Below are 25865 nucleotides of genomic sequence, written 5' to 3' on the forward strand. Positions count from 1 at the left end.
TGAAAAGTTTTGCGTCTGAACATGCACCATTAGCGTCTGAAACAGCCCAACGACACAGGACCGGGTATACCTCGAATATCGGAGCCTGAAGCCTGTCCGCTACGGATTTGGTTGCACAAAAACGGATGTCTCGACCATAAGTCGAATTGCCAGCTGTGCGCTGAAATGAGTTCATGGAGCTCTTGAAAGCCAAGCCGCATACATCCGTCGAAGTTGCGAAAAATTGCGAAGATTCGGACATGGCGACCTGACCACGGATAGCTGGGGCATAACTGATCTGTCCCGGAACGCCTGGCAGCCATGCCGACAATTTGGTGCTGCAGATTTTGGAGACGCGTTAAATGGCGCATAACGAAGCAGTCGACGTAGTTCTGGTTGGGGCGGGCATCATGAGTGCCACCCTGGCCGTGCTGCTCAAAGAGCTCGACCCCGCGATCAAGCTGGAAGTCGTCGAGCTGATGGATTCCGGTGCTGCGGAGAGTTCCAACCCTTGGAACAACGCCGGTACCGGTCACGCCGGCCTGTGCGAGCTGAACTACACGCCGCAAGCCGCCGATGGCACCGTCGACATCAAGAAAGCCGTGCACATCAACACCCAGTTCGAGGTGTCGAAGCAGTTCTGGTCGTACCTGACCAAGCAAGGCACCTTCGGCTCGTGCAAATCCTTCATCAGCCCGGTGCCGCACCTGAGTTTCGTCCAGGGCGACAGCGGCGTGTCTTTCCTCAAATCGCGCTTCGACGTGTTGAGCAAGCACCACGCCTTCGCGGACATGGAGTACACCGAAGACAAGGCCAAGATGGCCGAGTGGATGCCGCTGATGATGCCGGGCCGCTCGCCGGACGAAGTCCTCGCTGCCACTCGCGTGATGAACGGCACCGACGTCAACTTCGGCGCCCTGACCAATCAGTTGCTCAAGCACCTGACCAGCGCCCCGGACACTCAAGTCAAATACTGCAAGCGCGTCACTGGCCTCAAGCGTAACGGCGCCGGCTGGACCGTCAGCATCAAGGACGTCAACAACGGCAACACCCGTGAAGTCGATGCCAAATTCGTCTTCCTCGGCGCTGGCGGTGCGGCGCTGCCGCTGCTGCAAGCCTCGGGCATCGAAGAAAGCAAAGGCTTCGGCGGCTTCCCGATCAGCGGCCAGTGGCTGCGTTGCGACAACCCGGAAGTGGTCAAGCACCACCAAGCCAAGGTTTATAGCCAGGCTGCCGTAGGTTCGCCACCGATGTCGGTGCCGCACCTGGACACACGCGTGGTCGACGGCAAGAAATCCCTGCTGTTCGGGCCATACGCCGGTTTCACCACCAAGTTCCTCAAGCACGGCTCCTTCATGGACCTGCCGCTGTCGGTTCGCGCCGGTAACATCGGGCCGATGCTGGCCGTGGCGAAAAACAACATGGACCTGACCAAGTACCTGGTCAGCGAAGTGATGCAATCGATGGAACAGCGTCTGGATTCCCTGCGCCGTTTCTACCCGGAGGCGAAAGCCGAAGACTGGCGCCTGGAAGTGGCCGGCCAACGGGTGCAGATCATCAAGAAAGACCCGAAAAAGGGCGGCATCCTGCAGTTCGGTACCGAACTGGTGTCGGCCAAGGACGGTTCCCTCGCCGCCCTGCTCGGTGCTTCGCCAGGCGCGTCGGTAACCGTTTCGATCATGCTCGAACTGATCGAGAAGTGCTTCCCGGCCAAGGCCAAGGGTGAGTGGGCCGGCAAACTGGCGGAAATCTTCCCGGCCCGTGAAAAGGTCCTGGAAACCGATGCTGCGCTGTATCGCAAGATCAACACGCAGAACAACATCGCGCTGGAACTGGTTGAAGAAAGCAGCGAGACCCCAAGCTACGCTTGATCTTGCCGCATAAAAAACGCCCCGTACTCAGTGAGCGCGGGGCGTTTTTTTATGCCTGGGAAAAGCCTCAGGTGCGGGACTTTTCGATCAGCTCAATGTATTCCGGGGCGTTGCGCTGATCGGCTATCACCTCAACGAAGGTCTTGCCCTGCTCGTCCTTGCCATCCACGTCATAACCAGCTGCAACGAAGAAACCCAGAAAGCGTTCGAAGTCGTCGATACGCAGGCCACGGTAGGCCTTGATCAGTTTGTGCAGCGACGGCGAAGTGGCGTCGACCGGCTCAAAATCGAGGAACAGCTTGATCTGCTCATCGCCGATCTCGTCACCAATCACTTGTTTCTTATCTTTACGCATTGCCGACTCCAGCTCGCAGACATTACACGGGGCGGGCAGTTTACCCCTGCGCGGCCGCCCGGCTCAACGCGATCGCACCGCCCCGGTGTGCAAATCGGCCCAGATGTGGCCGTTGGCGTAACTGAGGAACTGCACATACACGGTGTCATTGCGCAGCAGATCGATGATCACGCGGTATTGGGCCTGTGGATAAAACAACGTCAGGGTTTTGCTCTTGTCGTCGTAGATCGGCTTTTTCAGGCTTTTGCTTTCGCCGTCGAAATTGACCAGCACCTGGGTGATCGTCGCGCCCTTGTTCAGGGATTTACCTTTGAGGCGGATCATCAGCGGCGAGGTGACCGGGATCGGCTGCTGATTGGACTGGCGTTGCGCGCCGACCACCACGGAGTAATCGGTGACCTGCAGCAGTTGCTGCTGCTCGGGTTCGGCATCGCGCACGGTCAGATCATCCGGCGGCAGGAACTGGCTGTGCATCGGCGCGGCGGACAGCGGCAGGCTGAGGGCCAGCAACAGGGCGGCAAAGCTGCGGATCAAGAGGCGCATGACAGGCTCCGGAGGGCGGGGCCGAGCACTCTAGCATGGGATTAAAAGCAAAAGATCGCAGCGTTCCGCAGCTCCAGGGTGGACATCAATCCCATGTAGGAGCTGCCGAAGGCTGCGATCTTTTGATCTTGCTTACATGCCTTTAACGGCAAAGATCCCGTTGGCATTGCGCCAGTAGCCTTTGTAGTCCATGCCATAACCGAAGATGTAGCGGTCGATGCACGGCAGGCCGACGAAATCGGCTTTCAGGTCAGGACGCGCCTTGCGGTCGTGGTCCTTGTCGATCAGCACGGCGGTGTGCACTTTGCGTGCGCCGGCATGTTTGCAGAAGTCGATGATCGCGCCGAGGGTGTGACCTTCGTCGAGGATGTCGTCGATGATCAGCACGTCGCGGTCGATGAACGAGACTTCCGGCTTGGCTTTCCAGAACAGGTCGCCGCCGCTGGTTTCGTTGCGATAACGGGTCGCGTGCAGGTAGGACGCTTCCAGCGGGAAGTGCAGATGGGTCAGCAGTTTGCCGGAGAAGATCAGGCCGCCGTTCATCACGCAGAACACCACCGGGTTGCTGTCAGCCAGTTGTTCGTTGATTTGTGCACCGACACGGGCGATGGCCGCTTCGACTTCAGCTTCGGTGTACAGGCAGTCAGCCTCTCGCATGATTTGACGGATATGCTCGAGATCAGCGGACATGGCGCTCTCCAGGGGTGGCGGAATTGGAAAAGCGGGCAAAGGTACGCATCCATTGAGGCCGAATCAAGCCTTTATGGACTAACGTACAGAATGTCCTATAGGACATCACCCTCGGATAGATTAATCTAGGCCGGTTTTTTTGCCCGCCGCCGGAGTTTTTCCATGCCCATCCTCGAGATCCGCCATCCGCTGATCCGTCATAAACTCGGCCTGATGCGCCGCGCCGATATCAGCACCAAGAACTTCCGTGAGCTCGCTCAGGAAGTCGGCGCCCTGTTGACCTATGAAGCTACAAAAGATTTGCCGCTGGAGTCCTACGATATTGCGGGCTGGTGCGGCACCGTGTCGGTCGAGAAGATCGCCGGCAAGAAGATCACCGTCGTGCCGATCCTGCGCGCCGGTATCGGCATGCTTGAAGGCGTACTGAGCCTGATCCCGGGTGCCAAGGTTTCCGCTGTGGGCGTCGCCCGTAACGAAGAAACCCTGCAAGCGCACACCTATCTGGAAAAACTGGTTCCGGAAATCGACGAACGGTTGGCGATGATCATCGACCCGATGCTCGCCACCGGCAGCTCGATGGTTGCGACCATTGACCTGTTGAAAAAAGCCGGCTGCAAAGACATCCGTGCGATGGTGCTGGTTGCCGCGCCGGAAGGCATTGCTGCAGTAGAAAAAGCTCACCCGGACGTGACCATCTACACCGCGTCCATCGATGAGCGCTTGAACGAGCACGGTTACATCATCCCTGGACTTGGCGACGCCGGTGACAAGATCTTCGGCACCAAGCAGAAGGACGCGTAACCATGCAGCAAGAGTTCAACGATCCGCTCTGGCGCACGGTGCTGTCCGGCGCCCAGATGCTGTTCGTGGCTTTCGGCGCCCTGGTGCTGATGCCGCTGATCACGGGCCTGGACCCGAACGTGGCACTGTTTACCGCAGGTCTTGGGACGATCCTGTTCCAGATCGTCACCGGGCGTCAGGTGCCGGTGTTTCTGGCGTCGAGCTTCGCTTTCATCACCCCGATCATTCTCGCCAAGGGCCAGTTCGGCCTCGCCGCGACCATGGGCGGTGTGATGGCGGCCGGTTTCGTCTACACCTTCCTCGGCCTTGCCGTGAAGATCAAAGGCACCGGGTTCATCGACCGTCTGCTGCCGCCGGTGGTGATTGGTCCGGTGATCATTTCCATCGGCCTGGCCATGGCGCCGATTGCCGCGAACATGGCGATGGGCAAGGCTGGCGACGGTTCTGAACTGATCCATTACCAGACCGCAATGCTGATCTCGATGCCGGCGCTGCTGACCACGTTGATCGTGGCGGTGTTCGGTAAAGGCATCTTCCGTCTGGTGCCAATCATTTCCGGTGTGCTGGTCGGTTTTGCCATGGCGTTCTATTTCGGCGTGGTCGACACGGCGAAGATTGCCGCAGCGCCATGGTTTGCCATCCCGCATTTCACCGCGCCGGAGTTCAACTGGCAGGCGATTCTGTTCATCGTTCCGGTGGCACTGGCGCCGGCCATTGAGCACATCGGTGGCGTGATTGCCGTCGGCAGCGTGACCGGTCGCGACTATTTGAAGAAGCCGGGCCTGCATCGCACCCTGCTCGGTGACGGCATTGCCACCACCGCAGCCGGTCTGTTCGGTGGTCCGCCAAACACTACTTACGCCGAAGTGACTGGCGCAGTGATGCTGACCAAGAACTACAACCCGAAAATCATGACCTGGGCGGCGATCTTCGCCATCAGCCTGGCGTTCATCGGCAAGTTCGGCGCGCTGCTGCAGAGCATTCCGGTGCCGGTGATGGGCGGGATTCTGTGCCTGTTGTTCGGTTCGATCGCGGCGGTGGGCATGAACACCCTGATCCGGCACAAGATCGATCTGGGCGAGGCGCGCAATCTGGTGATCGTGTCGGTAACGCTGGTGTTCGGGATTGGCGGTGTGCTGGTCGGCACCGGGACTGGCCCGGATGATTTCGGCCTCAAAGGCATCGCGCTGTGCGCGGTGGTGGCGATTGCGCTGAACCTGATTCTGCCGGGCAATGATGGCTGGAAGAACAAGAAGGCGGATGAGCCGCTGATCTAAGCCTTTAGATCGTCGCTGCCTGAAAAATAGCTTTCGCGAGCAGGCTCGCTCCCATATTGGAATGCATTCAAATGTGGGAGTGAGCCTGCTCGCGATTTGCTTTTAGAGCGCCAGCGGTGCTCTTTCGCAGAGGGTCGCCAAGGCCTTGGCCCATTGCGGGTCATCATTCAGGCATGGCACCAGCACCAACTCCTCGCCCCCCGCTTCGCGGAACTGCTCCTTGCCGCGATCACCAATCTCCTCCAGCGTCTCGATGCAATCGGCGACAAACGCCGGGCACATCACCAGAATCTTCTTCACGCCGCTTTTCGCCAGCTCATCCAGCCGTGCCTCGGTGTAGGGTTCGATCCACTTGGCCCGGCCCAGACGCGACTGAAACGACACCGACCATTTGCCATCCGGCAGGCCCATGCGCTCGGCGAACAACGCCGCTGTCCGCAGGCATTGCGCGCGATAACAGGTCGCCAATACCGCAGGCGAAGCGTTTTTGCAGCAGTCATCATTCTTGAAGCAGTGATTGCCGGTCGGATCGAGTTTGGTCAGGTGCCGCTCAGGCAAACCGTGGAAGCTCAGCAGCAAATGATCGTAGTCCTGCTGCAGATGCGGCCGGGCGCTTTCGACCAGCGCCTCGAGGTATTCCGGCTGATCGTAGAACGGTTGCAGCACCGACAATTGCACGTCGAGTTTCTTCTGCCGGATCACCCGTTTCGCTTCTTCGATCACCGTGGTGGTCGTGCTGTCGGCGAACTGCGGGTATAGCGGCGCCAGCGTGATGCGCTTGTGCCCCGCCGCGACCAGCTTGAGCAAACAGGTTTCAATCGACGGTTCGCCGTAACGCATGGCCAGTTCTACCGGGCCGTGGGTCCATTGCGTGGTCATCTGCTGCTGCAGACGACGGCTGAGCACCACCAGCGGCGAACCCTCGTCCCACCAGATCGAGGCATAGGCATGAGCCGATTGCTCGGGGCGTTTGACCAGGATCAGCGACACCAGCAAACGCCGCACCGGCCATGGCAGGTCGATCACATACGGGTCCATCAGGAATTGATTGAGGTAGCTGCGTACATCGGCCACCGAGGTGGAAGCCGGGGAACCCAGGTTGACCAGAAGCAAGGCGTGATCGGTCATGCAACGTCCTATTTCAAAGGCGGCTGGAGAGATCATCCAGGGCCGCGCGTAAATCCGTGAACTGGAAAGTGAAACCCGCTTCCAGCAAGCGTGTCGGTATGGCCTTCTGGCCGCCGAGCAACAATAAAGACATCTCGCCGAGGCCGACCTTTAGCGCCAGCGTCGGCATCGGCATGAACGCCGGGCGGTGTAAAACGCTGCCCAGCGTCTTGGCAAATTCGCGATTGCGCACCGGTTGCGGCGCGCAGGCATTATAAGGACCAGTGGCCTGCTCGCGGTGCAGAAGAAAATCAATCAGGGCGATTTGATCGTTGATATGAATCCACGGCATCCACTGCCGACCATTGCCCAAAGGCCCGCCCAATCCGAGTTTGAATGGCAACAGCAAGCGCGACAAAAAGCCGCCCTCAGCCGACAGCACCAGCCCGGTGCGCACCAGCACTACACGAATGCCCTGCGCTTCGGCGCGCAGTGCGGTCTCTTCCCAAGCGATGCACAACTGACTGGCGAAGTCGTCGATCACCGGCGGCGAATCTTCGGTCAATTCGCGCTCACCACCGTCGCCGTACCAGCCGATCGCCGATCCGGAGATCAGTAGCGCCGGTTTTTTTGATCGCGCTTCCAGCCAGGCCAACAGGGTTTCCGTCAGGGTGATACGGCTGCTCCACAGCAACGCTTTGCGGCGATGGGTCCACGGCCGATCGGCAATCGGCGCGCCAGCCAGATTGATGATCGCCTCCACAGGCTCTTCGCCAAGATCTTCCAGACGCGCAATACCACGCACCTGCGCACCACAGATTTTCGCGACTTTCTCCGGCTTGCGGCTCCACACTGTCAAGCGATGTCCCAGCCCCAACCAGTATCGGCAGAGCTGACGTCCTATCAAACCAGTACCGCCGGTCAGCAATATGTGCATGACATCTTCCTCGCGTGGCGTTTAACCCGGATCACTAGTCTATTTTTATAAACAGGGATCTTTTCTATCGGGCAGGCTCTATTGTTTAACCATAGGCCAAGCTGTCAGAACGAGAATGCTAGAAGTTATACCAAAAAACAAAATTGTACAGGTTTCATCCACGGCGTAGTCTGTACAGAAAGGTAAACGAGGCCCCTATGACTGTACCTATCGCAATCATCGGCACCGGCATCGCCGGACTCTCCGCCGCCCAGGCTCTGACAGAGAGCGGGCACACCGTCCAGTTGTTCGACAAGAGTCGCGGTAGCGGCGGGCGCATGTCGAGCAAGCGCAGCGACGCCGGTTCACTGGACATGGGCGCGCAATATTTCACCGCGCGCGACCGCCGCTTCGTCACCGAAGTGCAGCGTTGGCAAAGCTTGGGCTGGGTCGCCGAGTGGACGCCGCAGCTCTACACCTATCAGGGCGGGCAGCTGAATCTGTCGCCGGACGAGCAGACTCGCTGGGTCGGTGCGCCGCGCATGAGCGCCATCACCCGTGGCCTGCTTGACGGTCTGGAAGTGCACTTTGCCTGCCGCATCACCGAGGTCTATCGCGGTGAAGAACATTGGCATTTGCAGGACGCCGAAGGTTTCACTCACGGGCCGTTCAGCCATGTCGTGATCGCCACCCCGGCACCGCAAGCGACTGCCTTGCTGGCCGCCGCACCGAAGCTTGCCGGGGCGGCTGCCGGGGTGAAAATGGACCCGACCTGGGCCGTCGCCCTCGCCTTCGACACCCCGCTGGACACGCCCATCGAAGGTTGCTTTGTGCAGGACAGCCCGCTCGACTGGCTGGCGCGTAACCGCAGTAAACCGGGGCGCGACAACACTCTCGACACTTGGGTGTTGCATGCTACCAGCGCGTGGAGCCGGCAGCACATCGACCTGTCCAAGGAAGCGGTGATCGAGCAACTGCACGGCGCCTTTGCCGAGTTGCTGCACAGCGCCATGCCGGCGCCGAGCTTCAGCCTCGCCCATCGCTGGCTCTACGCGCGCCCGGCGACGGGCCACGAGTGGGGCACATTGGCCGATGCCGATCTGGGCCTTTATGCCTGCGGCGACTGGTGCTTGTCCGGGCGTGTCGAAGGCGCCTGGCTCAGTGGCCAGGAAGCCGCGCGCCGCTTGCACGAACATCTGCAATGAACCGCCTCAATCCGCGTAAATTGCTGCTGTCGAAATGGACAGCAGCTCACCCGCAAAACCGTGAAAAACACTTTCTGGTGACCGAGTTGTTCCGTGATGAGGAAGGCACGGTGCTGGAAGTTGAATTGCAGGCGGTGCTGACCAAGCGTGCCGAACGCCTCGATTGGCAAGCCCTCAAGAACGACGTTCACTGGTTATTGGGTTGGCAATAAAGCCCCTGTAGGAGTGAGCCTGCTCGCGATGGCGGTGGACCATTCAACATTTTTTATTGAATGACATACCGCTATCGCGAGCAGGCTCACTCCTACAGGAATCGCATCAACCGAAAAAGTTATACAAATAATTTGACTTGTACACCCACGAATCTATGCTGAAGAAAGTTGTACAGAGATCTACCTCTGTACAGGTACAGATTCGAGGTGCCCATGTCAGATCCTTGCCTAGCCAAGCCAAAAATCGCCATCAGCGCCTGCCTGCTGGGTGCCGAGGTGCGCTACAACGGTGGGCACAAGGAATCACGCCTGTGCAGCCGCACCCTCACCGAGCATTTCGATTTCGTCCCGGTTTGCCCGGAGGTCGCCATCGGCCTGGGCATCCCGCGCGAACCGATCCGCCTCGTCGGCGATGCCGAGCATCCACAAGCGGTCGGTACGGTGAACCGGGCGATCAATGTCACTCAGCCATTGGCTGAATACGGCGAGAAAATGGCTGCCGAACTCGATGACCTCTGCGGCTACATCTTCATGCAGCAATCACCGTCCTGCGGCCTGGAAAGGGTCAAGGTCTACCACGCCAACGGCGCCCCGGTGAACGGCGGTGGTCGCGGGATTTACGCCCAGGCGTTTTGCGCACAGCACCCGGATCTACCCGTGGAAGAAGCCGGGCGTCTCAACGACCCGGTGCTGCGAGAAAACTTCATCACCCGTGTGTTCGCCTACAGCGAATGGCAACAAGTCCTCGCTGGCGGCCTGAGCCGTCGCGCCCTCACCGAATTTCATTCGCGCTACAAATATTTGCTGATGGCGCACAACCCGCCGCAATACAAAGCGCTGGGCAAACTGCTCGGCAACATGGCCGACACCGATCCCGTCGAACTCGGCCCACGCTACTTCAGCGAACTGATGGCGGCGCTGAAAAAATGCGCCACCCGTGGCACGCACTGCAACGTGCTGCTGCACATCAGCGGTTATCTGAAACAGGTAATCAGCGCTGAAGACAAACAGGAAATGCAACACGTCATCGGCCAGTACCGCCAAGGCATCGTGCCGCTGGTGGTGCCGTTGACGCTGCTCAAGCATCACTTTCGCCTCCATCCGGATTCGTACATCGCGCAACAGGTTTACCTGCAGCCGCACCCGGAAAACCTCAGCCTGCGAAACGCAATCTAATGAACGAGAAAATGGATACCAGCGCCCAGGAAGACCTCGGCGCGGATTTTAAAAAAGCCCTCGACGAGGGCTGGCTGCCGATCCGCGAAGTCGCCCGGCAGACCGGCGTCAATGCAATCACCCTGCGTGCGTGGGAACGCCGCTACGGGCTGGTCGTCCCGCAACGCACGCCCAAGGGGCACCGGCTGTATTCGGCCGAGCATGTGCAGCAAATTCTGACCATCCTTACCTGGCTCAACCGTGGCGTCGCAGTCAGCCAAGTCAAACCGCTGCTCGACGCACCACAGGCGTTCAGCGAATCGGTGGAAAACGACTGGCAGCGCTTGCGCCAAACCCTGCTTGCCGCCGTCACCCAACTCAATGAACGCAGCCTGGATGACAGCGTCAATCAGGCCATGGCGCTCTACCCGCCACGCACCTTGTGCGAGCAATTGCTGATGCCGCTGCTGGCGGAACTGGAGCAGCGCTGGCAAGGCCAGTTCGGCGCGCAGATGGAGCGGGTGTTCTTTTATTCGTGGTTACGCAGCAAATTCGGCACACGCATCTACCATAACAATCGTCAGTTACATGGCGCCCCGCTGTTATTGATCAATCATTCCGACCTGCCACTGGAACCTCATCTGTGGCTGTGCGCGTGGCTGATCAGTAGCGCTGATTGTCCGGTGCAAGTGTTTGACTGGCCGCTGCCGGCCGCTGAACTGGCGCTGGCGGTCGAACATCTGCAAGCCCGTGGCTTACTGCTGTATTCCAGCAAAGCCATGAACCTTGCGCAGTTGCCGAAACTATTGAACGGAGTCAGTTGCCCGAAAATGCTGGTCGGACCAACGGTATGCATCCACCACGCCGAGTTGTCCGTAAGAACTTCCGAGATGGCTGATGTGTTCCTGGCTGAAGACGCGCTTGTAGCGCACCAGGTGCTCGTTCAGCGTGGGCTGATCTGATGGACGCAGTGAGTTCCGACATGCAATTGATCTGGCTGCGCAGCGATTTGCGCCAACATGACAACACCGCTCTCGCGGCCGCCGCAGCGCGCGGCCCGACGGTCGCCGTGTATCTGTTGAGTCCGCAGCAATGGCTTGAGCATGACGATGCCGCCTGCAAGGTCGATTTCTGGCTGCGCAACCTGCGTGAGCTGAGCGCAAGCCTTGGCAAACTCAACATCCCTTTGCTGATTCGCACTGCAACCCATTGGGATCAGGCGCCGGCGGAACTGCTCAAGCTCTGCCGGCAGCTGAAGATAGCGGCGGTGCACGTCAATGAAGAATATGGCGTCCATGAAAGTCGTCGCGATGCAGCGGTAGGCGCAGCCCTGAAGGCCGAGGACATCGATTTCCACAGCTATCTTGATCAACTGTTGTTCAAACCCGGCACGGTGCTGACCAAGACCGACAGTTACTTCAAGGTATTCAGCCAGTTCAGAAAGGTTTGCTACGAACGCCTGCACCGCTCGATGCCTGCCCTGGTCAAAGCCCCCGGCAAACAGGAAAAACTTGAGGTCGACAGCGACCCGATTCCCGACTCGGTCACGGGCTTCTCGACGCCGAGCCAGACCTTGCGCGATCTGTGGCCGGCCGGTGAACAGGAAGCCCGACGCCGCCTCGACACCTTCACCGACGCGCAGATCGATTACTACCAGAGCGAACGCGACTTCCCGGCCAAGCCTGGCACCAGTCAGCTTTCGGCGTATCTCGCTTCCGGTGTAATTTCGCCGCGGCAATGCCTGCACGCCGCCCTGCAAAGCAATCAGGGCGAATTCGAAAGCGGCAAGGTCGGTGCGGTCACCTGGATCAACGAGCTGTTGTGGCGCGAGTTCTACAAACACATTCTGGTCGGTTATCCCCGCGTTTCCCGCCATCGCGCTTTCCGCCCGGAAACCGAGGCGCTGGCCTGGCGTGACGCGCCGGACGATCTCGCCGCGTGGCAAGAGGCGCGCACCGGTCTGCCGATCATCGACGCGGCCATGCGCCAATTGCTCGAAACCGGCTGGATGCACAATCGCCTGCGCATGGTCGTGGCGATGTTCCTGACCAAAAACCTGTTGATCGACTGGCGCGAAGGCGAACGCTTTTTCATGCGTCACCTGATTGATGGCGATCTGGCGGCGAACAACGGTGGCTGGCAATGGAGTTCGTCGACGGGCACCGATTCGGCGCCGTACTTCCGCATCTTCAACCCGTTGAGCCAGTCGGAAAAATTCGACAGCGAAGGCCTGTTCATCAAGCACTGGCTGCCGGAACTGGCCGACCTCAACAAAAAAGAGGTGCACAACCCGGCCAACCTCGGTGGATTGTTCGGCGCGGTGGATTATCCGTCGCCGATCGTCAACCTCAGCGACTCACGCCAACGGGCACTGGCCGCCTTCAAGAATCTGCCATCGCGTACGTCTTCAGGAGGTGATGATGAGTGAATTCCTGCGCCGCTTCGCCCGGCAATTTTCAGCGTTGAACAAAGACAACCTGCAAAGCCTGGGCGAGCTGTACAGCGATGACATTCACTTTACCGACCCGCTGCACGAGGTGCAGGGGCTGGCACAGCTTCGCGATTATTTTGGCGAGCTGTACGCCAACGTCAGCGAGCTGCGTTTCGACTTTCATGGTTTCGACCAGATCGGCGACTGCGAAGGCTACCTGCGCTGGGTCATGAGTTATCGCCACCCGCGCCTGGCGGGTGGCCGCGTCATTCGCGTCAGCGGCTGCTCGCATCTGTTGTGGCACGACAAGGTTTATCGCCACCGGGATTATTTCGATGCCGGGGCGCTGCTGTATGAACACTTGCCAGTATTGGGCCGGGTCATCGCCTGGCTGAAAAGGAGAATGGGATGAGTCGTACACCTCCAAGGCGTTATTGGTTGACCGGGGCCAGCAGTGGCATCGGCGCGGCACTGGCTGAGGAAATTCTGAAAACCGGCGCACACTTGGCGGTCAGTTCCCGCCAGATCGCCCCGCTCAAGGTCTTGTCGCAACGCTATCCGGGGCAGGTTTTGGTGGTGCCCGGAGATCTGACCAACAGCCAGACTGTGCGCGAAATCGGCGAGCAGATCGCGGCGGACTGGGGTTCGCTGGACTCGGTGATTCTCAACGCTGGCACCTGCGAATACGTCGATGCCAAGCAGTTCGACTCATCGATCATCGAACATGTGGTGCGCACCAACCTGCTCGCCAGCAGTTATTGCATCGAGGCCGCGCTGCCGCTGCTGCGCAAAGGCACCGCGCCACATCTGATCGGTGTAGCCAGTTCGGTGACCTACCTGCCGCTGCCACGGGCCGAAGCCTATGGCGCGTCGAAAGCCGGTTTGCGTTACCTGTTCGAATCGCTGCGTATAGACCTGGCCGATGAAGGCATTGAAGTCACCGTGGTCAGCCCGGGGTTCGTGGAAACACCGCTGACCGCCAAGAATGATTTCCCCATGCCGTTGAGCTGGCCGGTGGATAAAGCCGCGCGGCACATCTTCGCCAAGCTCAAGGAACGGCCGCTGGAGATCGCCTTCCCGGCGCTGTTCATGGCAGCGTTGTGGCCGCTGTCGAAACTGCCGGCGCGGGTGCAACTGGCGATCGGCAAGCGCATGGTGCGCAAGTCCCCTCCGTTGACGGATCCGACATGAAAATCGCCATCGTCGGCAGCGGGATCGCCGGGCTGACCTGCGCCTACCTGCTCAATCGCCGCCATGACGTGACGGTGTTCGAGGCGGGCGACTGGGTCGGCGGCCACACGCACACCGTGCCAGTGACCGTCGATGGCCGCCAGTACGCCGTGGACACCGGTTTCATCGTGTTCAACGACTGGACCTACCCGAATTTCATCCGTCTGCTTGGCCAGCTTGGCGTAGCGTTCAAACCGACGGAAATGAGTTTCTCGGTGACCGACCCGGACACCGGCCTGGAATACAACGGCAACAACCTCAACAGCCTCTTCGCCCAGCGCAGCAACCTGTTTTCGCCCGGGTTCTGGGGCATGTTGCGCGATATTCTGCGTTTCAATAAAGAAGCCCAGCGCGACCTCGTCGAGCTGCGCATCGCCGCCGACACCACCCTCGACGAATACCTCAAGGCCGGCGGTTACGGTGAACGCTTCATCCTGCATTACATCGTGCCGATGGGCTCGGCGATCTGGTCGATGCCGATGGCGGAAATGCTCAATTTCCCGCTGCAGTTTTTTGTGCGGTTCTTCAAGAATCATGGCTTGTTGTCGGTCAGTGATCGGCCGCAATGGCAAGTCATCGAAGGCGGTTCCAGCGCCTATATCACGCCGCTGACAGCTGGGTTCAAGGACAGGATTCGTCTCAATTGCCCGGTGACACGGGTTGATCGTGACGTGCATGGCGTGGTTATCCACAGCCCGGCAGGCCTCGAACACTTCGACCAGGTGGTGTTCGCCTGCCACAGCGATCAAGCGTTGCAACTGCTGGCGGTGCCGAGCGATGCCGAACGCGCGATCCTCGGCGCCCTGCCCTACGCCGACAACGAAGTGGTGCTGCACACCGACACGCGCCTGTTGCCGACACGCAAACTGGCCTGGGCGAGCTGGAACTATCGGCTGAGCGGCGCCGGCCACACCCACGCCGCCGTCACCTACGACATGAACATTCTGCAGGGCATTCAGAGCGATACCACGTTCTGCGTCAGCCTCAATCAAAGCGCCGGCATCAGCCCGGAGAAAGTGCTTGCCCGTTACACCTACGCCCACCCGCAATTCAGCCTCGCGGCGGTGGCGGCACAGAATCGCTGGGGCGAACTGGATGGTGCGCAGCACACCCATTATTGCGGCGCCTATTGGGCCAACGGTTTTCATGAAGACGGTGTGGTCAGCGCCTTGCGCGTGGCCGCCGCGTTCGGGGAAACCTTATGAACAGCGCCCTGTACAGCGGCTGGATCGGCCATCGGCGCTTCTCGCCGCGCCGCCATGAATTCCGCTACCGGATCGGTTTGCTCTACCTCGACCTCAGCGAACAGGACGCCGTACTTGGACTGTCGCCGCTGGCCGGGCGCAGTCGCTTTGCGCCCTTTTCATTTCGCGAGACCGACTACCTGAAGACCTTTACCGGCCGAGGCATGCGCCTGATCGACGCCGTACGGCAGCAGGTCGGCATCGCCATCGGCCATGAACCGCAAGGCTCGATCTGCCTGCTGACCCAAGCGCGCAGTTGGGGGTTGTCGTTCAACCCGGTGAGTTTTTTTTATTGCCATGAGGCCGACGGGCAACTGGCGGCGATTGTCTGCGAAGTCACCAACACGCCGTGGCGCGAGCGCTATCACTACGTGCTGCCGGCGCGTGCGCCCGCCAATCTGCAGGATTTTCACCAGCACTTCGCCGTGACCAAGGCCTTTCACGTTTCGCCGTTTTTGCCCCGCGATCTCGAATACCGCATGAGCTTCAGTCCCGCCGCGCAAAACCTCGGTGTGCACATGGCCGACTGGCAAGGCGAGCACAAACTGTTCGACGCCACGCTCAATCTGCAACGCGAAAGTCTCGACCGTCGCAGCCTGCACCGCTACTTGCGGCGCTTTCCGTGGATGACCGCAAAAACCGCGTTGGCGATTTACTGGCAAGCGCTGCGACTGCTGCTCAAACGCGCACCGATCTTTGCTCATCAGACTGCCGACGGCAGCTTTCAAACCGCCACTGTGCCTCCCAAGGAGCACCGCCATGAAATCCTCTAGTCTGTCGGTCATTCGGTTCAGCGCCAACGGTCTGACCGGATCGCTGCTGCGCCGTGGCGTGTTGCGCCAATTGGCGCAACTCAAACACGGGCAACTGCTGGTGATCGAGGATGGCGAACGGCTGATGTTCGGTACTCCGGGCAGTGCCTTGCTCGGGGAAATCCATGTGTTGGATCCGGCCGTCTGGGGCATGGTTGCCGGCAACGGTTCGATTGGTGCCGGCGAGGCGTTTATTCACGGCTATTGGAGTTCACCGGATCTGACGGCCGTGGTACGCGTATTCGTCAGCAATCTCGACGTGCTCGATGCCATGGAGGGTGGTCTGGCCCGACTCGGTCGGCCGTTGGTGCAAGGCCTGCATTGGCTCAACCGCAATACGCGTAAGGGTTCGCAGAAGAACATTGCTGCTCACTACGACCTGGGCAACGATCTGTTCGAGCAGTTTCTCGACCCGACCATGATGTATTCGGCGGCGCAGTTCCTTACGCCCGAAGACAGCCTGGAGCAGGCGCAGTTGAATAAGCTGGAGCGGATCTGTCAAAAGCTCGCGCTCAAGGACAGCGACCATTTGCTGGAAATCGGCACAGGTTGGGGCAGCATGGCGCTCTACGCGGCGCAGAACTACGGTTGCCGCGTCACTACCACGACGCTGTCAAAAGAGCAGTATGCGTTTACCGCGCAACGCATCGAACAACTGGGCTTGCAGGATCAGGTCACACTGCTACTCAAGGACTACCGCGACCTCACTGGCGAATACGACAAACTGGTGTCGATCGAGATGATCGAGGCGGTCGGTCACCGGTTCCTGCCGACCTACTTCAAACAATGCGCGCACCTGCTTAAGAGCAACGGTTTGATGCTGATCCAGGCGATCACCATTCGCGAACAACGCTATGAACAAGCCAAGCGTGGCGTCGACTTTATCCAGCGTTACATCTTCCCCGGCGGCGCCCTGCCCTGCGTGCAGAAAATGCTCGAAGTGGTCAGCCGCGACACCGACATGAACCTGCTGCACATGGAAGATTTTGGCCTGCATTACGCAAAAACCCTACGCCTGTGGCACGAGAACTTCCGCCGCGCCCACGGCCGTTTGAGCGAGTTGGGTTACGACGATTATTTCCTGCGGCTGTGGGAGTTTTACTTGTGTTACTGCGAAGGTGGATTCCTCGAACGCACCATTGGCACCGCGCAATTGCTGCTGGCCAAACCGGCCGCAATGACCGCACCGCTGCTCGGACGCTTCGATGCTTGAGCGTGTCGCCAATGCCTTGTTGTTCCAGATCGGCTGGCTGACCTGCGTGCTCGGCGGCAACAGTTTGTGGTTGCTGGTCGCGTTGGCGGTGCTGGTGATTCATCTGCGCTGGATCAGCAGTTGGGCGGCTGAAGGCCGTTTGATTTTGAGCGTGGTGATTGTCGGCACAGCCGTGGACAGTGTGTTGCGTGGTGTCGGGGTGTTCGAGTTTGAGGATCAGTCGCCGCTGATTCCGCTGTGGCTGATGCTGCTCTGGGCGCTGCTAGCGACCACATTGCGCCATTGCCTGCAATGGAGCGCCAGGCCGTGGTGGCTGGCCAGCGTGCTGGGCGCGGTCGGCGGCGCGTTGTCGTATTACGCTGGCGGGCGACTGGCCGGGGTGCAATTTCCCTATGGTGAACTGCCGACATTGATCGGCATCGGACTGCTCTGGGCACTGCTGTTTCCGCTGCTGCACTCCATGGCGCGGCGGTTGGTGCACTGAGCGTCTGTCAGAGCTTTCACACGCACGGCGGCGACTGCCTTACACTGCCGCCATGAAAACCATTCCCCACCAGCAAATCACCGAGCCTGCAGTCACCTGCTCGACCTGCGCGGCGTGCTGCTGCCAGCTCGAAGTGATGCTGATCACCGACACCGGCGTGCCTGATCGCTTTATCGATACCGATGAATGGGGCGGCGAAGTGATGCTGCGTCTTGACGACGGCTGGTGCGCGGCGCTGGATCGCGACACGATGATGTGCACGATTTACGAAAAGCGTCCGCTGATTTGCCGCGAGTTCGAGATGGGCGCGCCAGAGTGCATTGAAGAGCGCAAAGGCATCACGACTGCCTACCGCTGATTTAAAGCAAAAGATCGCAGCCTTCGGCAGCTCCTACAGGAGAAATCATTCCCATGTAGGAGCTGCCGAAGGCTGCGATCTTTTGATCTTTTTTAGAGCGGCATCGTGTAATGCAGCGAGTAACTTTCTACACCGTCGTTGTCACTGGCCAGGCCGGCGTTGGAATAGTGTGTCGCACGAATCCCGACTTCATGCCCGCCATTGAAACGCAGGCCAAACCCGAAACGGTCTTCGAACTGGAAAGAGCCGCCGAGGTTATTCGACTCGTACTTGGTGTTGGAGAACGCCGCGACGCCAATCCCCGCCTCGATATACGGTTTGACCGACTGACCGGCAAACTCGTAAACAAACACCGGCGAGAACGACAGGCTGTTGTTGCTCGACGTCTTGTCACCTTCCCAGTAGGTATAGGCGCCGCTCCAGTAACCGGTCAGACGACCGACATCACTTTGCAGCCAGCTCTTGTCCCAGTCGAAATTCATGCCCAGGCGGTACGTCATGGTCGAGTCGCTGGTGGCCCCCACTGCGAACTCAACACCTGCCGCTTGTGCAGTAAAACTTTGCCCCATCAGTGCGGCCGCAATCGCGGCCAAGCAGAATAGTCGCTTCACGTTGAAACTTCCTTTTCCGGAACGATCGTTTGGTTTTCTAGATAACTCTTCGCTATAGAAGCTAGCGCCTGCTTAGAAGTTCAGCTGATTTTTTAGTTATTTCACAATTTTTTTACAAGTCAAAGTTTTGCACTTCGCCGGCACTCTGACCCAGTAGCGGCAGGATGTTTGTGAAGTACGCAGGATCAGCGCTGGTCCAGAATCTGACCGGCTGGTTCGGGCCGGCAGCGAGCAAATCGCGCTCCGCCAAAAGGCGCTGAAGTTGCCGCGCTACAGCAGCACCGGTATCGATCAGGCTGATCTCCACAGGGATCATCGACTTGAGCATCGGCTTGAGAAAGGGGTAGTGGGTGCAGCCCAGAATGATCGTGTCGCAACCGCTGGCCAACAGCGGGTCGACATAACTTTGCAGCAATGCGCGCAACTCGGCGCTGTGCAGATCGCCGCATTCAATCAACTCGACCAGGCCGGGGCATGGCTGGGTGATCACGCGTACGTCAGCGGCAAAGCGATCCAGTAACGCGGCAAACTTGGCGCTCTGCAACGTGCCGGTGGTGGCAAGCACGCCGACAACACCGCTGCGGGTCGCGGCGGCGGCAGGTTTGACCGCAGGCTCCATGCCGACAATCGGCCAGTCGGGAAAATCACGTCGTAAATCGGCAACGCCTGCGACCGTCGCCGTGTTGCAGGCCAGCACCAAGGCCTTGGCGCCTTGCTCACGGAAAAAACCGGCCATCACGCTGCAACGCTGACGGATGAATTCCGGGGTTTTCTCACCGTAGGGAATGTGCCCGCAATCGGCGACATAGAGTAGCGATTCGTTGGGCAGCAAACGCTGGACTTCCGCCAGCACCGACAGGCCGCCGACGCCGGAGTCGAACACGCCGATCGGCGCTTCACGCATGGCGCGAACCACAGACGCTGCAACCCGGATCGCGCTTGACGCGCAACTCGCGGAAACGCGAACCCAAAGCATCGATCAACAGCAAACGGCCCACCAGCGGCTCACCGAAACCGACCAGTACTTTCAACGCTTCCAGCGCCTGAAGACTACCGACCAGGCCGACCAGCGGCCCGACCACACCGGCCTCGCTGCAAGTCAGTTCGGCTTCGCTGCCGTGCCCGTATAAACAGTGGTAGCACGGGCTCTCGGCACGACGCGGGTCGAACACCGACAACTGCCCTTCGAGTCGAATCGCCGCGCCGCTGACCAACGGTTTACACGCAGCTACACACGCAGCGTTGACCGCTTCGCGGGTGGAGAAATTATCGGAACAGTCGAGCACCAGATCCACCGCCGCCACGGCAGCCGCGAGAGAATCCTCGTCGAGCGCCTGAAGATGAGGGATCAGTTGGATTTCTGGATTGATCGCGGTCAGACGCTTGAGCGCCGAGTCGACTTTGCTCATGCCGACGCTGTCGGTGTCATGGATGATCTGGCGTTGCAGGTTGGTCAGGTCGACGGTATCGAAATCCGCCAAGTGCAACTCACCGACACCCGCCGCGGCCAGATACAAGGCAACCGGCGCACCGAGACCGCCGAGACCGACGATCAGCACGCGACTGTCCTTGAGCTTCAATTGCCCGTCGATGTCGATGTGTTGCAGCAGAATCTGCCGGCTGTAGCGCAGCAATTCCTGATCATTCAGCACGGCAGGCGCCCCAGACTGATGCGTTGATGGCCGCCCAGATCGGTGCGGCTGTGGACGTCTTCAAAACCGCGCGTCAGCAACAGATCACGCACGGCTTCGGCTTGATCATAGCCGTGTTCGAGCATCAGCCAGCCAGCGGCCTGCAGATGCTCCGGGGCCTGCGCAACGATCAGACGCAGATCGTCGAGCCCGTCTTCACCGGCGACCAATGCGCTGGCCGGTTCGAAACGCACATCGCCTTCAACCAGATGCGGATCGGCGGCGGCAATGTACGGCGGGTTGCTGATGATCAACTGAAAACGCTGACCTTCCAGCGCGCTGAACCAATGACTGCTCAGCACCGTGGCGTTGTTCAAATGCAGACGCTGGCGATTGCGTTCAGCGAGGGCCACGGCTTCGAGCACGCGATCCACTGCAGTAACTTTCCATGCAGAACGCTCGCTGGCCAAGGCCAAAGCAATCGCGCCGCTGCCGGTGCCGAGGTCGAGCACTTTGGCCGGCGTCGCGGGCAGCAATTCCAGCGCCGCTTCCACCAGCAATTCAGTGTCCGGACGCGGAATCAGCGTGTGCGGTGCGACTTCCAGATCGAGTTTCCAAAACCCCTGCTGCCCGAGAATGTAGGCCACCGGCTCGCCGCCACGACGCCGTTGCAGGTATTGGGCAAAGGTCAGCGCCGCTTCACTCGGCACGATGCGCTCGGGCCAGGTGTGCAGAAAGCTGCGCGACTTGCCCAGTGCGGCGGCAAGCAGCAACTCGGCATCCAGACGCGCAGTCGGTGAATCCGGCAATTCAGCGGCACGCAACAGGCTGGCAATGATGGTCATTTATTCACCTATCGCTGCGAGTTGGTCAGCCTGGTATTCGGCCAGCAATGGCTCGATCACCGCTTCAACGCCACCGGCAAGAATTTCGTCAAGGGAGTACAGGGTCAGGTTGACGCGATGGTCAGTGACCCGGCCCTGAGCAAAGTTGTAGGTACGAATTCGCTCGGAACGGTCGCCGGAACCGACCAGCAATTTACGCTCGCTGGCGATGGCATTGGCCGCCGCAGCGGTTTGTTGATCGTTGAGTTTTGCCGACAGCCACGCCATCGCCCGGGCACGGTTTTTGTGCTGGGAACGTTCTTCCTGACACTCGACGACGGTGCCGGTCGGGATGTGCGTGATGCGGATCGCCGAGTCGGTGGTGTTGACGTGCTGACCACCGGCCCCGGAGGAGCGGAACGTATCAACACGCAAATCCGCCGGGTTGATCTCGATCGCTTCGCGCTCGTCCGGCTCGGGCAATACCGCCACGGTACAGGCCGAAGTGTGGATACGGCCCTGGGATTCGGTGGCGGGTACACGCTGAACGCGGTGCGCGCCGGATTCGAATTTCAGCTTGCCGTAAACGTTGTCGCCTTCGATGCGCGCGATGACTTCTTTATAGCCGCCGTGTTCGCCTTCGTTTTCCGAGAGGATCTCCACGCGCCAGCCCCGACGCTCGGCGTAACGCGAGTACATGCGGAACAGGTCGCCGGAGAAAATCGCCGCCTCGTCGCCACCAGTGCCGGCGCGGATTTCGAGAAAGACGTTGCGGCCGTCATTCGGATCCTTGGGCAGCAACATGCGTTGCAGGTCGGCTTCCAGGGTGATCAGCAACTCCTTGGCTTCGCGGACTTCTTCCACGGCCATTTCACGCATGTCCGGGTCGTTGTCCTTGAGCAGCGCCTGGGCGCCTTCAAGATCGCTTTGTACGCTGAGCAACTTTTTATAGCCTTGCACGACCGGCTCGAGTTCAGCGTATTCCTTGGAATAAGCGCGGAATTTGGCCTGGTCGGCAATGACTTCGCCGTCGCCGAGCAGCGCGGTCAGTTCCTCGAAACGGTCCTGGAGAACATCCAGCTTATTGAGCAGTGACGCTTTCATTGCGGTTTTTTATCCGAAAAGCTATCCGGTGAGCCCTCAAGGGCAAAGAGTTCCTGAGCCATGGCCAGCGCATCGAGGCGGCCTTCGGCAGAAAGCTTTTTCAATTGCACGCTAGGCGCATGCAACAGTTTATTGGTCAGGCCACGGGCCAGTTGCCCGAGCACGTCTTCGGCGTTGCCACCGTTGGCGAGCAGGCGCAGGGCTTTTTGCAGCTCCTCATCACGCAGGCGTTCGCTCTGTTGACGATAGGCCTTGAGCACATCGACCGCCGCCAGCTCACGCAGGCGCACCATGAAATCATCGGCGCCGACCGAAACCATCTCTTCAGCGGCTTGCGCTGCACCCTGACGACTCTTGAGATTCTCGGCGACCACTTCGTGGAGATCATCGACGCTATAAAGGTAAACGTCGTCCAACTCGCCGACTTCCGGCTCGATATCGCGGGGAACGGCGATGTCGACCATAAAGATCGGTTTGTGCTTGCGCAGCTTCAATGCGCTTTCCACCGCGCCTTTGCCGAGGATCGGCAACTGACTGGCAGTCGAACTGATGACGATATCGCTGCGCACCAGTTCTGCCGGGATGTCCGACAGCAACACCGCGTGGGCGCCGAACTGTTCGGCCAGCAGACTGGCGCGTTCCAGCGTGCGATTGGCAACGACGATGCGCTTGACCCCCAGCTCGTGCAAATGGCGGGCGACCAAAGTAATGGTCTCGCCGGCGCCAATCAGCAGGGCCTGGCTGCGCTGCAAATCACTGAAAATCTGTTTGGCCAGGCTGACGGCGGCAAACGCCACCGATACCGGATTTTCACCGATGGCGGTGTCGGTGCGCACCTGCTTGGCCGCGTTGAATGTCGCTTGAAACAGTCGTCCCAGCAGCGGACCGATGGTGCCGGCCTCTCGGGCCACGGCGTAGGCCGATTTCATCTGACCGAGAATCTGCGGTTCGCCCAACACCAGCGAGTCGAGCCCGGAGGCGACGCGCATCATGTGACGAACTGCCGCATCATCTTCATGCACATAAGCACTCGCGCGCAGCTCATCGAGACTTAAATGGTGATAGTCGGCCAGCCAGCGCAGCACGATATCGGCAGAAAGCTGATCCTGTTCTATATAAAGCTCACTGCGATTGCAGGTCGAGAGGATCGCAGCTTCGCGGCTGTCGGTCAGTCGGCAAAGCTGCTGCAAAGCTTCCACCAGTTGCTCAGGGGTAAAGGCCACGCGCTCGCGGACGTCTACTGAAGCAGTCTTGTGGTTGATACCGAGTGCAAGGAAGGCCATTCAAAGTCGCTGATGGTGACGTGAAGCCGGCAATTGTCCTACTTCGAAAGATTCAGAACAACTACCGCTGACTATTGTCCCAATCGTCAGCCCCTATAATGGGCACAACTGAGACTCGGTTATGTTTGGCCGAAGGCTTGTGTCATGATGATCCGACCGCAGGTTAGTCGTCCTCTTCCTATATGAATAGATCTTCCGCGTTGCTCCTCGCTTTTGTCTTCCTCAGCGGCTGCCAGGCTTTGGCTCCCGTGTCGACGGACGGTACGCCGTCGGTTGAAGACACCACGCCCGCGCCTGAAAAGCCCAAGGTTTACAGCTCGTTCAGCGAGGAAACCGTTTTCAGCCTGTTGAGCGCCGAACTCGCCGGCCAGCGCAATCGTTTCGACATTGCCCTGGATAACTACGTGACCCAGGCCATCAATACGCAGGATCCGGGCGTCTCCGAACGTGCATTCCGTATCGCCGAATATCTGGGCGCCGATCAACCGGCCCTCGATACCGCGCTGATCTGGGCGAAAAATGCGCCGGACGACCTCGAAGCGCAACGCGCCGCCGCCGTGCAACTGGCACGCGCCGGGCGCTATGACGACTCGATGGTCTATATGGAGAAAGTCCTGCAGGGCAAGGGCGATACCCATTTCGACTTCCTCGCGCTGTCGGCCGCCGATACCGATCAGGAAACCCGCAACGGCCTGATGAAAAGTTTTGACCGTTTGTTGCAGCGTCATCCGAACAACAGTCAGCTGATTTTCGGCAAGGCCCTGCTGTTGCAGCAGGATGGCGACAACAAAGCGGCACTGGCACTACTGGAAGACAATCCGCCGGAAGATGGCGAAATCGCTCCGATTCTGCTGCGCGCGCGCCTGCTTCAGTTGCTGAACCGTGGCGATGAAGCGCTGCCCCTGCTGCAAAAAAGCATCAAGAAATACCCGGACGACAAACGCCTGCGCCTGACTTACGCACGCATGCTGGTCGAACAAGACCGCATGGACGACGCCAAAGCCGAGTTCTCCAGCCTTGTGCAGCAATACCCGGAAGATGACGAACTGCGTTACTCGCTGGCCCTGGTCTGCCTGGAAGCCAAAGCCTGGGACGAAGCCAAGGGTTATCTGGAAGACCTGATCGCTCGTGAAAGCCACGTCGATTCGGCGCATCTGAACCTCGGTCGCATCGCAGAAGAGCGCAACGACCCGCAAGGCGCCCTCATCGAGTACGCCCAGGTCGGCCCGGGCAACGACTATCTGCCTGCGCAATTGCGTCAGGCCGATATTTTGATGAACAACGGCAAAACCGCTGAAGCGCAAAGCAAACTCGCCGCCCAGCGCGACGAGCAACCGGACTACGCGATTCAGTTGTACCTGATCGAATCGGAAACCCTGTCTGCCAACAAGCAGGACGACAAGGCCTGGAAAGTCTTGCAGACAGCCTTGCAGCAGTATCCGGACGATCTGAATCTGCTGTACACCCGGGCCATGCTCGCGGAAAAACGCAATGACCTGGCGCAAATGGAAAAAGACCTGCGCCTGATCATCAAGCGTGATCCGGACAACGCCATGGCGCTCAACGCACTCGGCTACACCCTGTCCGATCGCACCACGCGCTACGCTGAAGCCAAAGTGCTGATCGAGCAGGCGCACCAGATCAACCCGGAAGACCCCGCCGTACTCGACAGCCTCGGCTGGGTGAATTACCGCTTGGGCAATCTGGATGACGCCGAGAAATATCTGCGTCAGGCGCTGGAGCGTTTCCCGGATCACGAAGTCGCCGCGCACCTCGGTGAAGTGTTGTGGACCAAGGGCAACCAGCGTGAAGCCAAACAAATCTGGGGCAAATTCCTCAAAGATCAGCCCGACAGCACCATTCTGCGCAGCACCATCAAGCGCCTGACCGGATCCGAGACTCTTTAACTCATGTTTTTGCGCCACGTTATTGTTTTCAGCTTCATCGCCCTGCTCGCCGGTTGCTCCGGTTTTGGCACTCGCGAATCGGTCGAGGGCCACGGCAGTCCAGCTCAATGGGCCGCGAACAAACAACAGCTGACCGGCCTCGACGGCTGGCAGATCGACGGCAAGATCGGCATCCGCGCACCGAAAGATTCCGGTAGCGGCACGCTGTTCTGGCTGCAACGTCAGGATTATTACGACATTCGCCTGTCCGGCCCGCTGGGTCGTGGCGCGGCACGCCTGACCGGGCGTCCGGGCAAGGTCTCGCTGGAAGTCGCCAACCAGGGCCGCTACGAATCGCAATCCCCGGAAGCCCTGCTTGAAGAGCAGTTGGGCTGGAAACTGCCGGTGTCGAATCTGGCCTGGTGGGTGCGTGGCCTGCCGGCTCCGGACACTAAAAGCCGTTTGAATCTGGACGCCGACAGTCGTTTGGCCAGCCTTGAACAGGATGGCTGGAAAGTCGAATACACCGCCTACACCGAACAAAACGGTTACTGGTTGCCGGAGCGCATCAAGCTGCACGGCACTGACCTCGACGTGACGCTGGTGATCAAGACCTGGCAGCCGCGCAAGTTGGGGCAATAAC

General features: G+C 59.6%; 28 protein-coding genes. 17 read left to right on the forward strand and 11 right to left on the reverse strand.

Features of this window, described 5'->3' with window-relative positions; genetic code table 11:
• The first annotated feature begins 341 nt into the window (after positions 1 to 341).
• On the forward strand, positions 342 to 1850 hold the full coding sequence (mqo, locus tag PspR84_RS24055; protein WP_160059379.1) for a malate dehydrogenase (quinone): 1509 nt from the start codon (positions 342 to 344) through the stop codon (positions 1848 to 1850).
• Between the two features lie 67 nt (positions 1851 to 1917).
• Here mqo and PspR84_RS24060 read toward each other — a convergent pair whose 3' ends face one another.
• The 3 genes from PspR84_RS24060 to PspR84_RS24070 all read right to left on the reverse strand — a co-directional run bounded on the left by PspR84_RS24060 (position 1918) and on the right by PspR84_RS24070 (position 3438).
• Positions 1918 to 2205: a PA4642 family protein gene (locus tag PspR84_RS24060; RefSeq protein WP_127929737.1), complete on the reverse strand. Its 288-nt coding sequence runs from the start codon at positions 2203 to 2205 to the stop codon at positions 1918 to 1920.
• Positions 2206 to 2268: 63 nt separating this feature from the next.
• Positions 2269 to 2748: a hypothetical protein gene (locus PspR84_RS24065; protein WP_137219522.1), complete on the reverse strand. Its 480-nt coding sequence runs from the start codon at positions 2746 to 2748 to the stop codon at positions 2269 to 2271.
• A gap of 132 nt (positions 2749 to 2880) precedes the next feature.
• Complete coding sequence (locus tag PspR84_RS24070) at positions 2881 to 3438, reverse strand: hypoxanthine-guanine phosphoribosyltransferase (protein WP_064387625.1); 558 nt, start codon at positions 3436 to 3438, stop codon at positions 2881 to 2883.
• Between the two features lie 162 nt (positions 3439 to 3600).
• Between PspR84_RS24070 and upp the strand changes: the two genes are divergently transcribed.
• Together upp and PspR84_RS24080 are read left to right on the forward strand one after the other, a co-directional pair.
• The gene (gene upp, locus PspR84_RS24075) at positions 3601 to 4239 is read left to right on the forward strand and encodes a uracil phosphoribosyltransferase (RefSeq protein ID WP_007912842.1); all 639 of its coding nucleotides are present in this window, start codon (positions 3601 to 3603) and stop codon (positions 4237 to 4239) included.
• Between the two features lie 2 nt (positions 4240 to 4241).
• Complete coding sequence (locus tag PspR84_RS24080; protein ID WP_077574503.1) at positions 4242 to 5516, forward strand: uracil-xanthine permease family protein; 1275 nt, start codon at positions 4242 to 4244, stop codon at positions 5514 to 5516.
• A 102-nt stretch (positions 5517 to 5618) separates the two neighbouring features.
• Here the strand turns inward: PspR84_RS24080 and hemH are convergent, their stop codons facing one another.
• Positions 5619 to 6644 (reverse strand): ferrochelatase, encoded by a 1026-nt coding sequence (gene hemH / locus PspR84_RS24085; protein ID WP_160059380.1) that lies wholly within the window; start codon positions 6642 to 6644, stop codon positions 5619 to 5621.
• Positions 6645 to 6657: 13 nt separating this feature from the next.
• Positions 6658 to 7560, reverse strand: coding sequence for a TIGR01777 family oxidoreductase (locus tag PspR84_RS24090; RefSeq protein ID WP_160059381.1), 903 nt, complete (start codon positions 7558 to 7560; stop codon positions 6658 to 6660).
• A gap of 197 nt (positions 7561 to 7757) precedes the next feature.
• On the opposite strand from PspR84_RS24090, the gene PspR84_RS24095 reads away from it, so the two are divergent.
• The 12 genes from PspR84_RS24095 to PspR84_RS24150 all read left to right on the forward strand — a co-directional run bounded on the left by PspR84_RS24095 (position 7758) and on the right by PspR84_RS24150 (position 17883).
• Positions 7758 to 8744, forward strand: a complete 987-nt coding sequence (locus tag PspR84_RS24095) for an FAD-dependent oxidoreductase (protein WP_160059382.1) — start codon at positions 7758 to 7760, stop codon at positions 8742 to 8744.
• Complete coding sequence (locus PspR84_RS24100) at positions 8741 to 8956, forward strand: TIGR02450 family Trp-rich protein (protein ID WP_160059383.1); 216 nt, start codon at positions 8741 to 8743, stop codon at positions 8954 to 8956. Before PspR84_RS24095 ends, PspR84_RS24100 begins: the two co-directional genes overlap by 4 nt.
• Before the next feature lie 213 nt (positions 8957 to 9169).
• Entirely contained in the window at positions 9170 to 10132 is a 963-nt protein-coding gene (locus PspR84_RS24105) for a DUF523 and DUF1722 domain-containing protein (RefSeq protein WP_160059384.1), read from the forward strand.
• Entirely contained in the window at positions 10132 to 11073 is a 942-nt protein-coding gene (locus PspR84_RS24110; protein ID WP_160059385.1) for a MerR family transcriptional regulator, read from the forward strand. The genes PspR84_RS24105 and PspR84_RS24110 overlap by 1 nt, the downstream gene beginning before the upstream one ends.
• A gap of 20 nt (positions 11074 to 11093) precedes the next feature.
• A complete protein-coding gene (gene phrB / locus PspR84_RS24115) occupies positions 11094 to 12539 on the forward strand; it encodes a deoxyribodipyrimidine photo-lyase (protein WP_174244480.1) in 1446 nt (481 codons plus the stop codon).
• Positions 12532 to 12954: a nuclear transport factor 2 family protein gene (locus PspR84_RS24120; protein WP_016987206.1), complete on the forward strand. Its 423-nt coding sequence runs from the start codon at positions 12532 to 12534 to the stop codon at positions 12952 to 12954. The genes phrB and PspR84_RS24120 overlap by 8 nt, the downstream gene beginning before the upstream one ends.
• Entirely contained in the window at positions 12951 to 13733 is a 783-nt protein-coding gene (locus PspR84_RS24125) for an SDR family NAD(P)-dependent oxidoreductase (protein WP_160059387.1), read from the forward strand. The genes PspR84_RS24120 and PspR84_RS24125 overlap by 4 nt, the downstream gene beginning before the upstream one ends.
• The gene (locus PspR84_RS24130; protein ID WP_160059388.1) at positions 13730 to 14977 is read left to right on the forward strand and encodes an FAD-dependent oxidoreductase; all 1248 of its coding nucleotides are present in this window, start codon (positions 13730 to 13732) and stop codon (positions 14975 to 14977) included. The genes PspR84_RS24125 and PspR84_RS24130 overlap by 4 nt, the downstream gene beginning before the upstream one ends.
• Positions 14974 to 15789, forward strand: a complete 816-nt coding sequence (locus PspR84_RS24135) for a DUF1365 domain-containing protein (protein ID WP_160059389.1) — start codon at positions 14974 to 14976, stop codon at positions 15787 to 15789. The genes PspR84_RS24130 and PspR84_RS24135 overlap by 4 nt, the downstream gene beginning before the upstream one ends.
• Positions 15776 to 17041: a cyclopropane-fatty-acyl-phospholipid synthase family protein gene (locus PspR84_RS24140; RefSeq protein WP_160059390.1), complete on the forward strand. Its 1266-nt coding sequence runs from the start codon at positions 15776 to 15778 to the stop codon at positions 17039 to 17041. The genes PspR84_RS24135 and PspR84_RS24140 overlap by 14 nt, the downstream gene beginning before the upstream one ends.
• Positions 17034 to 17525 carry a DUF2878 domain-containing protein gene (locus tag PspR84_RS24145; RefSeq protein ID WP_160059391.1) on the forward strand — a complete coding sequence of 164 codons (492 nt, stop codon included), beginning with the start codon at positions 17034 to 17036 and terminating at the stop codon, positions 17523 to 17525. The genes PspR84_RS24140 and PspR84_RS24145 overlap by 8 nt, the downstream gene beginning before the upstream one ends.
• 52 nt (positions 17526 to 17577) lie before the next feature.
• Positions 17578 to 17883 (forward strand): YkgJ family cysteine cluster protein, encoded by a 306-nt coding sequence (locus PspR84_RS24150; protein ID WP_077574517.1) that lies wholly within the window; start codon positions 17578 to 17580, stop codon positions 17881 to 17883.
• Positions 17884 to 17975: 92 nt separating this feature from the next.
• On the opposite strand, the gene PspR84_RS24155 is transcribed toward PspR84_RS24150, so the two are convergent.
• The 6 genes from PspR84_RS24155 to hemA form a co-directional block, all read right to left on the reverse strand.
• Positions 17976 to 18494, reverse strand: coding sequence for an acyloxyacyl hydrolase (locus PspR84_RS24155; protein WP_141127540.1), 519 nt, complete (start codon positions 18492 to 18494; stop codon positions 17976 to 17978).
• Between the two features lie 112 nt (positions 18495 to 18606).
• Entirely contained in the window at positions 18607 to 19398 is a 792-nt protein-coding gene (murI, locus tag PspR84_RS24160) for a glutamate racemase (RefSeq protein WP_160059392.1), read from the reverse strand.
• Positions 19391 to 20146, reverse strand: a complete 756-nt coding sequence (locus PspR84_RS24165) for a molybdopterin-synthase adenylyltransferase MoeB (protein ID WP_160059393.1) — start codon at positions 20144 to 20146, stop codon at positions 19391 to 19393. Before PspR84_RS24165 ends, murI begins: the two co-directional genes overlap by 8 nt.
• Positions 20140 to 20970, reverse strand: coding sequence for a peptide chain release factor N(5)-glutamine methyltransferase (prmC, locus tag PspR84_RS24170; RefSeq protein WP_160059394.1), 831 nt, complete (start codon positions 20968 to 20970; stop codon positions 20140 to 20142). The genes PspR84_RS24165 and prmC overlap by 7 nt, the downstream gene beginning before the upstream one ends.
• Positions 20971 to 22053: a peptide chain release factor 1 gene (gene prfA / locus PspR84_RS24175; protein ID WP_160059395.1), complete on the reverse strand. Its 1083-nt coding sequence runs from the start codon at positions 22051 to 22053 to the stop codon at positions 20971 to 20973.
• Positions 22050 to 23336 (reverse strand): glutamyl-tRNA reductase, encoded by a 1287-nt coding sequence (hemA, locus tag PspR84_RS24180; protein ID WP_007951716.1) that lies wholly within the window; start codon positions 23334 to 23336, stop codon positions 22050 to 22052. Before hemA ends, prfA begins: the two co-directional genes overlap by 4 nt.
• 182 nt (positions 23337 to 23518) lie before the next feature.
• Between hemA and PspR84_RS24185 the strand changes: the two genes are divergently transcribed.
• Positions 23519 to 25243 carry a tetratricopeptide repeat protein gene (locus tag PspR84_RS24185; protein ID WP_160059396.1) on the forward strand — a complete coding sequence of 575 codons (1725 nt, stop codon included), beginning with the start codon at positions 23519 to 23521 and terminating at the stop codon, positions 25241 to 25243.
• A 3-nt stretch (positions 25244 to 25246) separates the two neighbouring features.
• Positions 25247 to 25864 carry a lipoprotein insertase outer membrane protein LolB gene (lolB, locus tag PspR84_RS24190; protein ID WP_053123767.1) on the forward strand — a complete coding sequence of 206 codons (618 nt, stop codon included), beginning with the start codon at positions 25247 to 25249 and terminating at the stop codon, positions 25862 to 25864.
• Position 25865: the final 1 nt, after the last annotated feature.

This window comes from Pseudomonas sp. R84 (assembly GCF_009834515.1).
In the GTDB taxonomy this organism is placed as follows: domain Bacteria; phylum Pseudomonadota; class Gammaproteobacteria; order Pseudomonadales; family Pseudomonadaceae; genus Aquipseudomonas.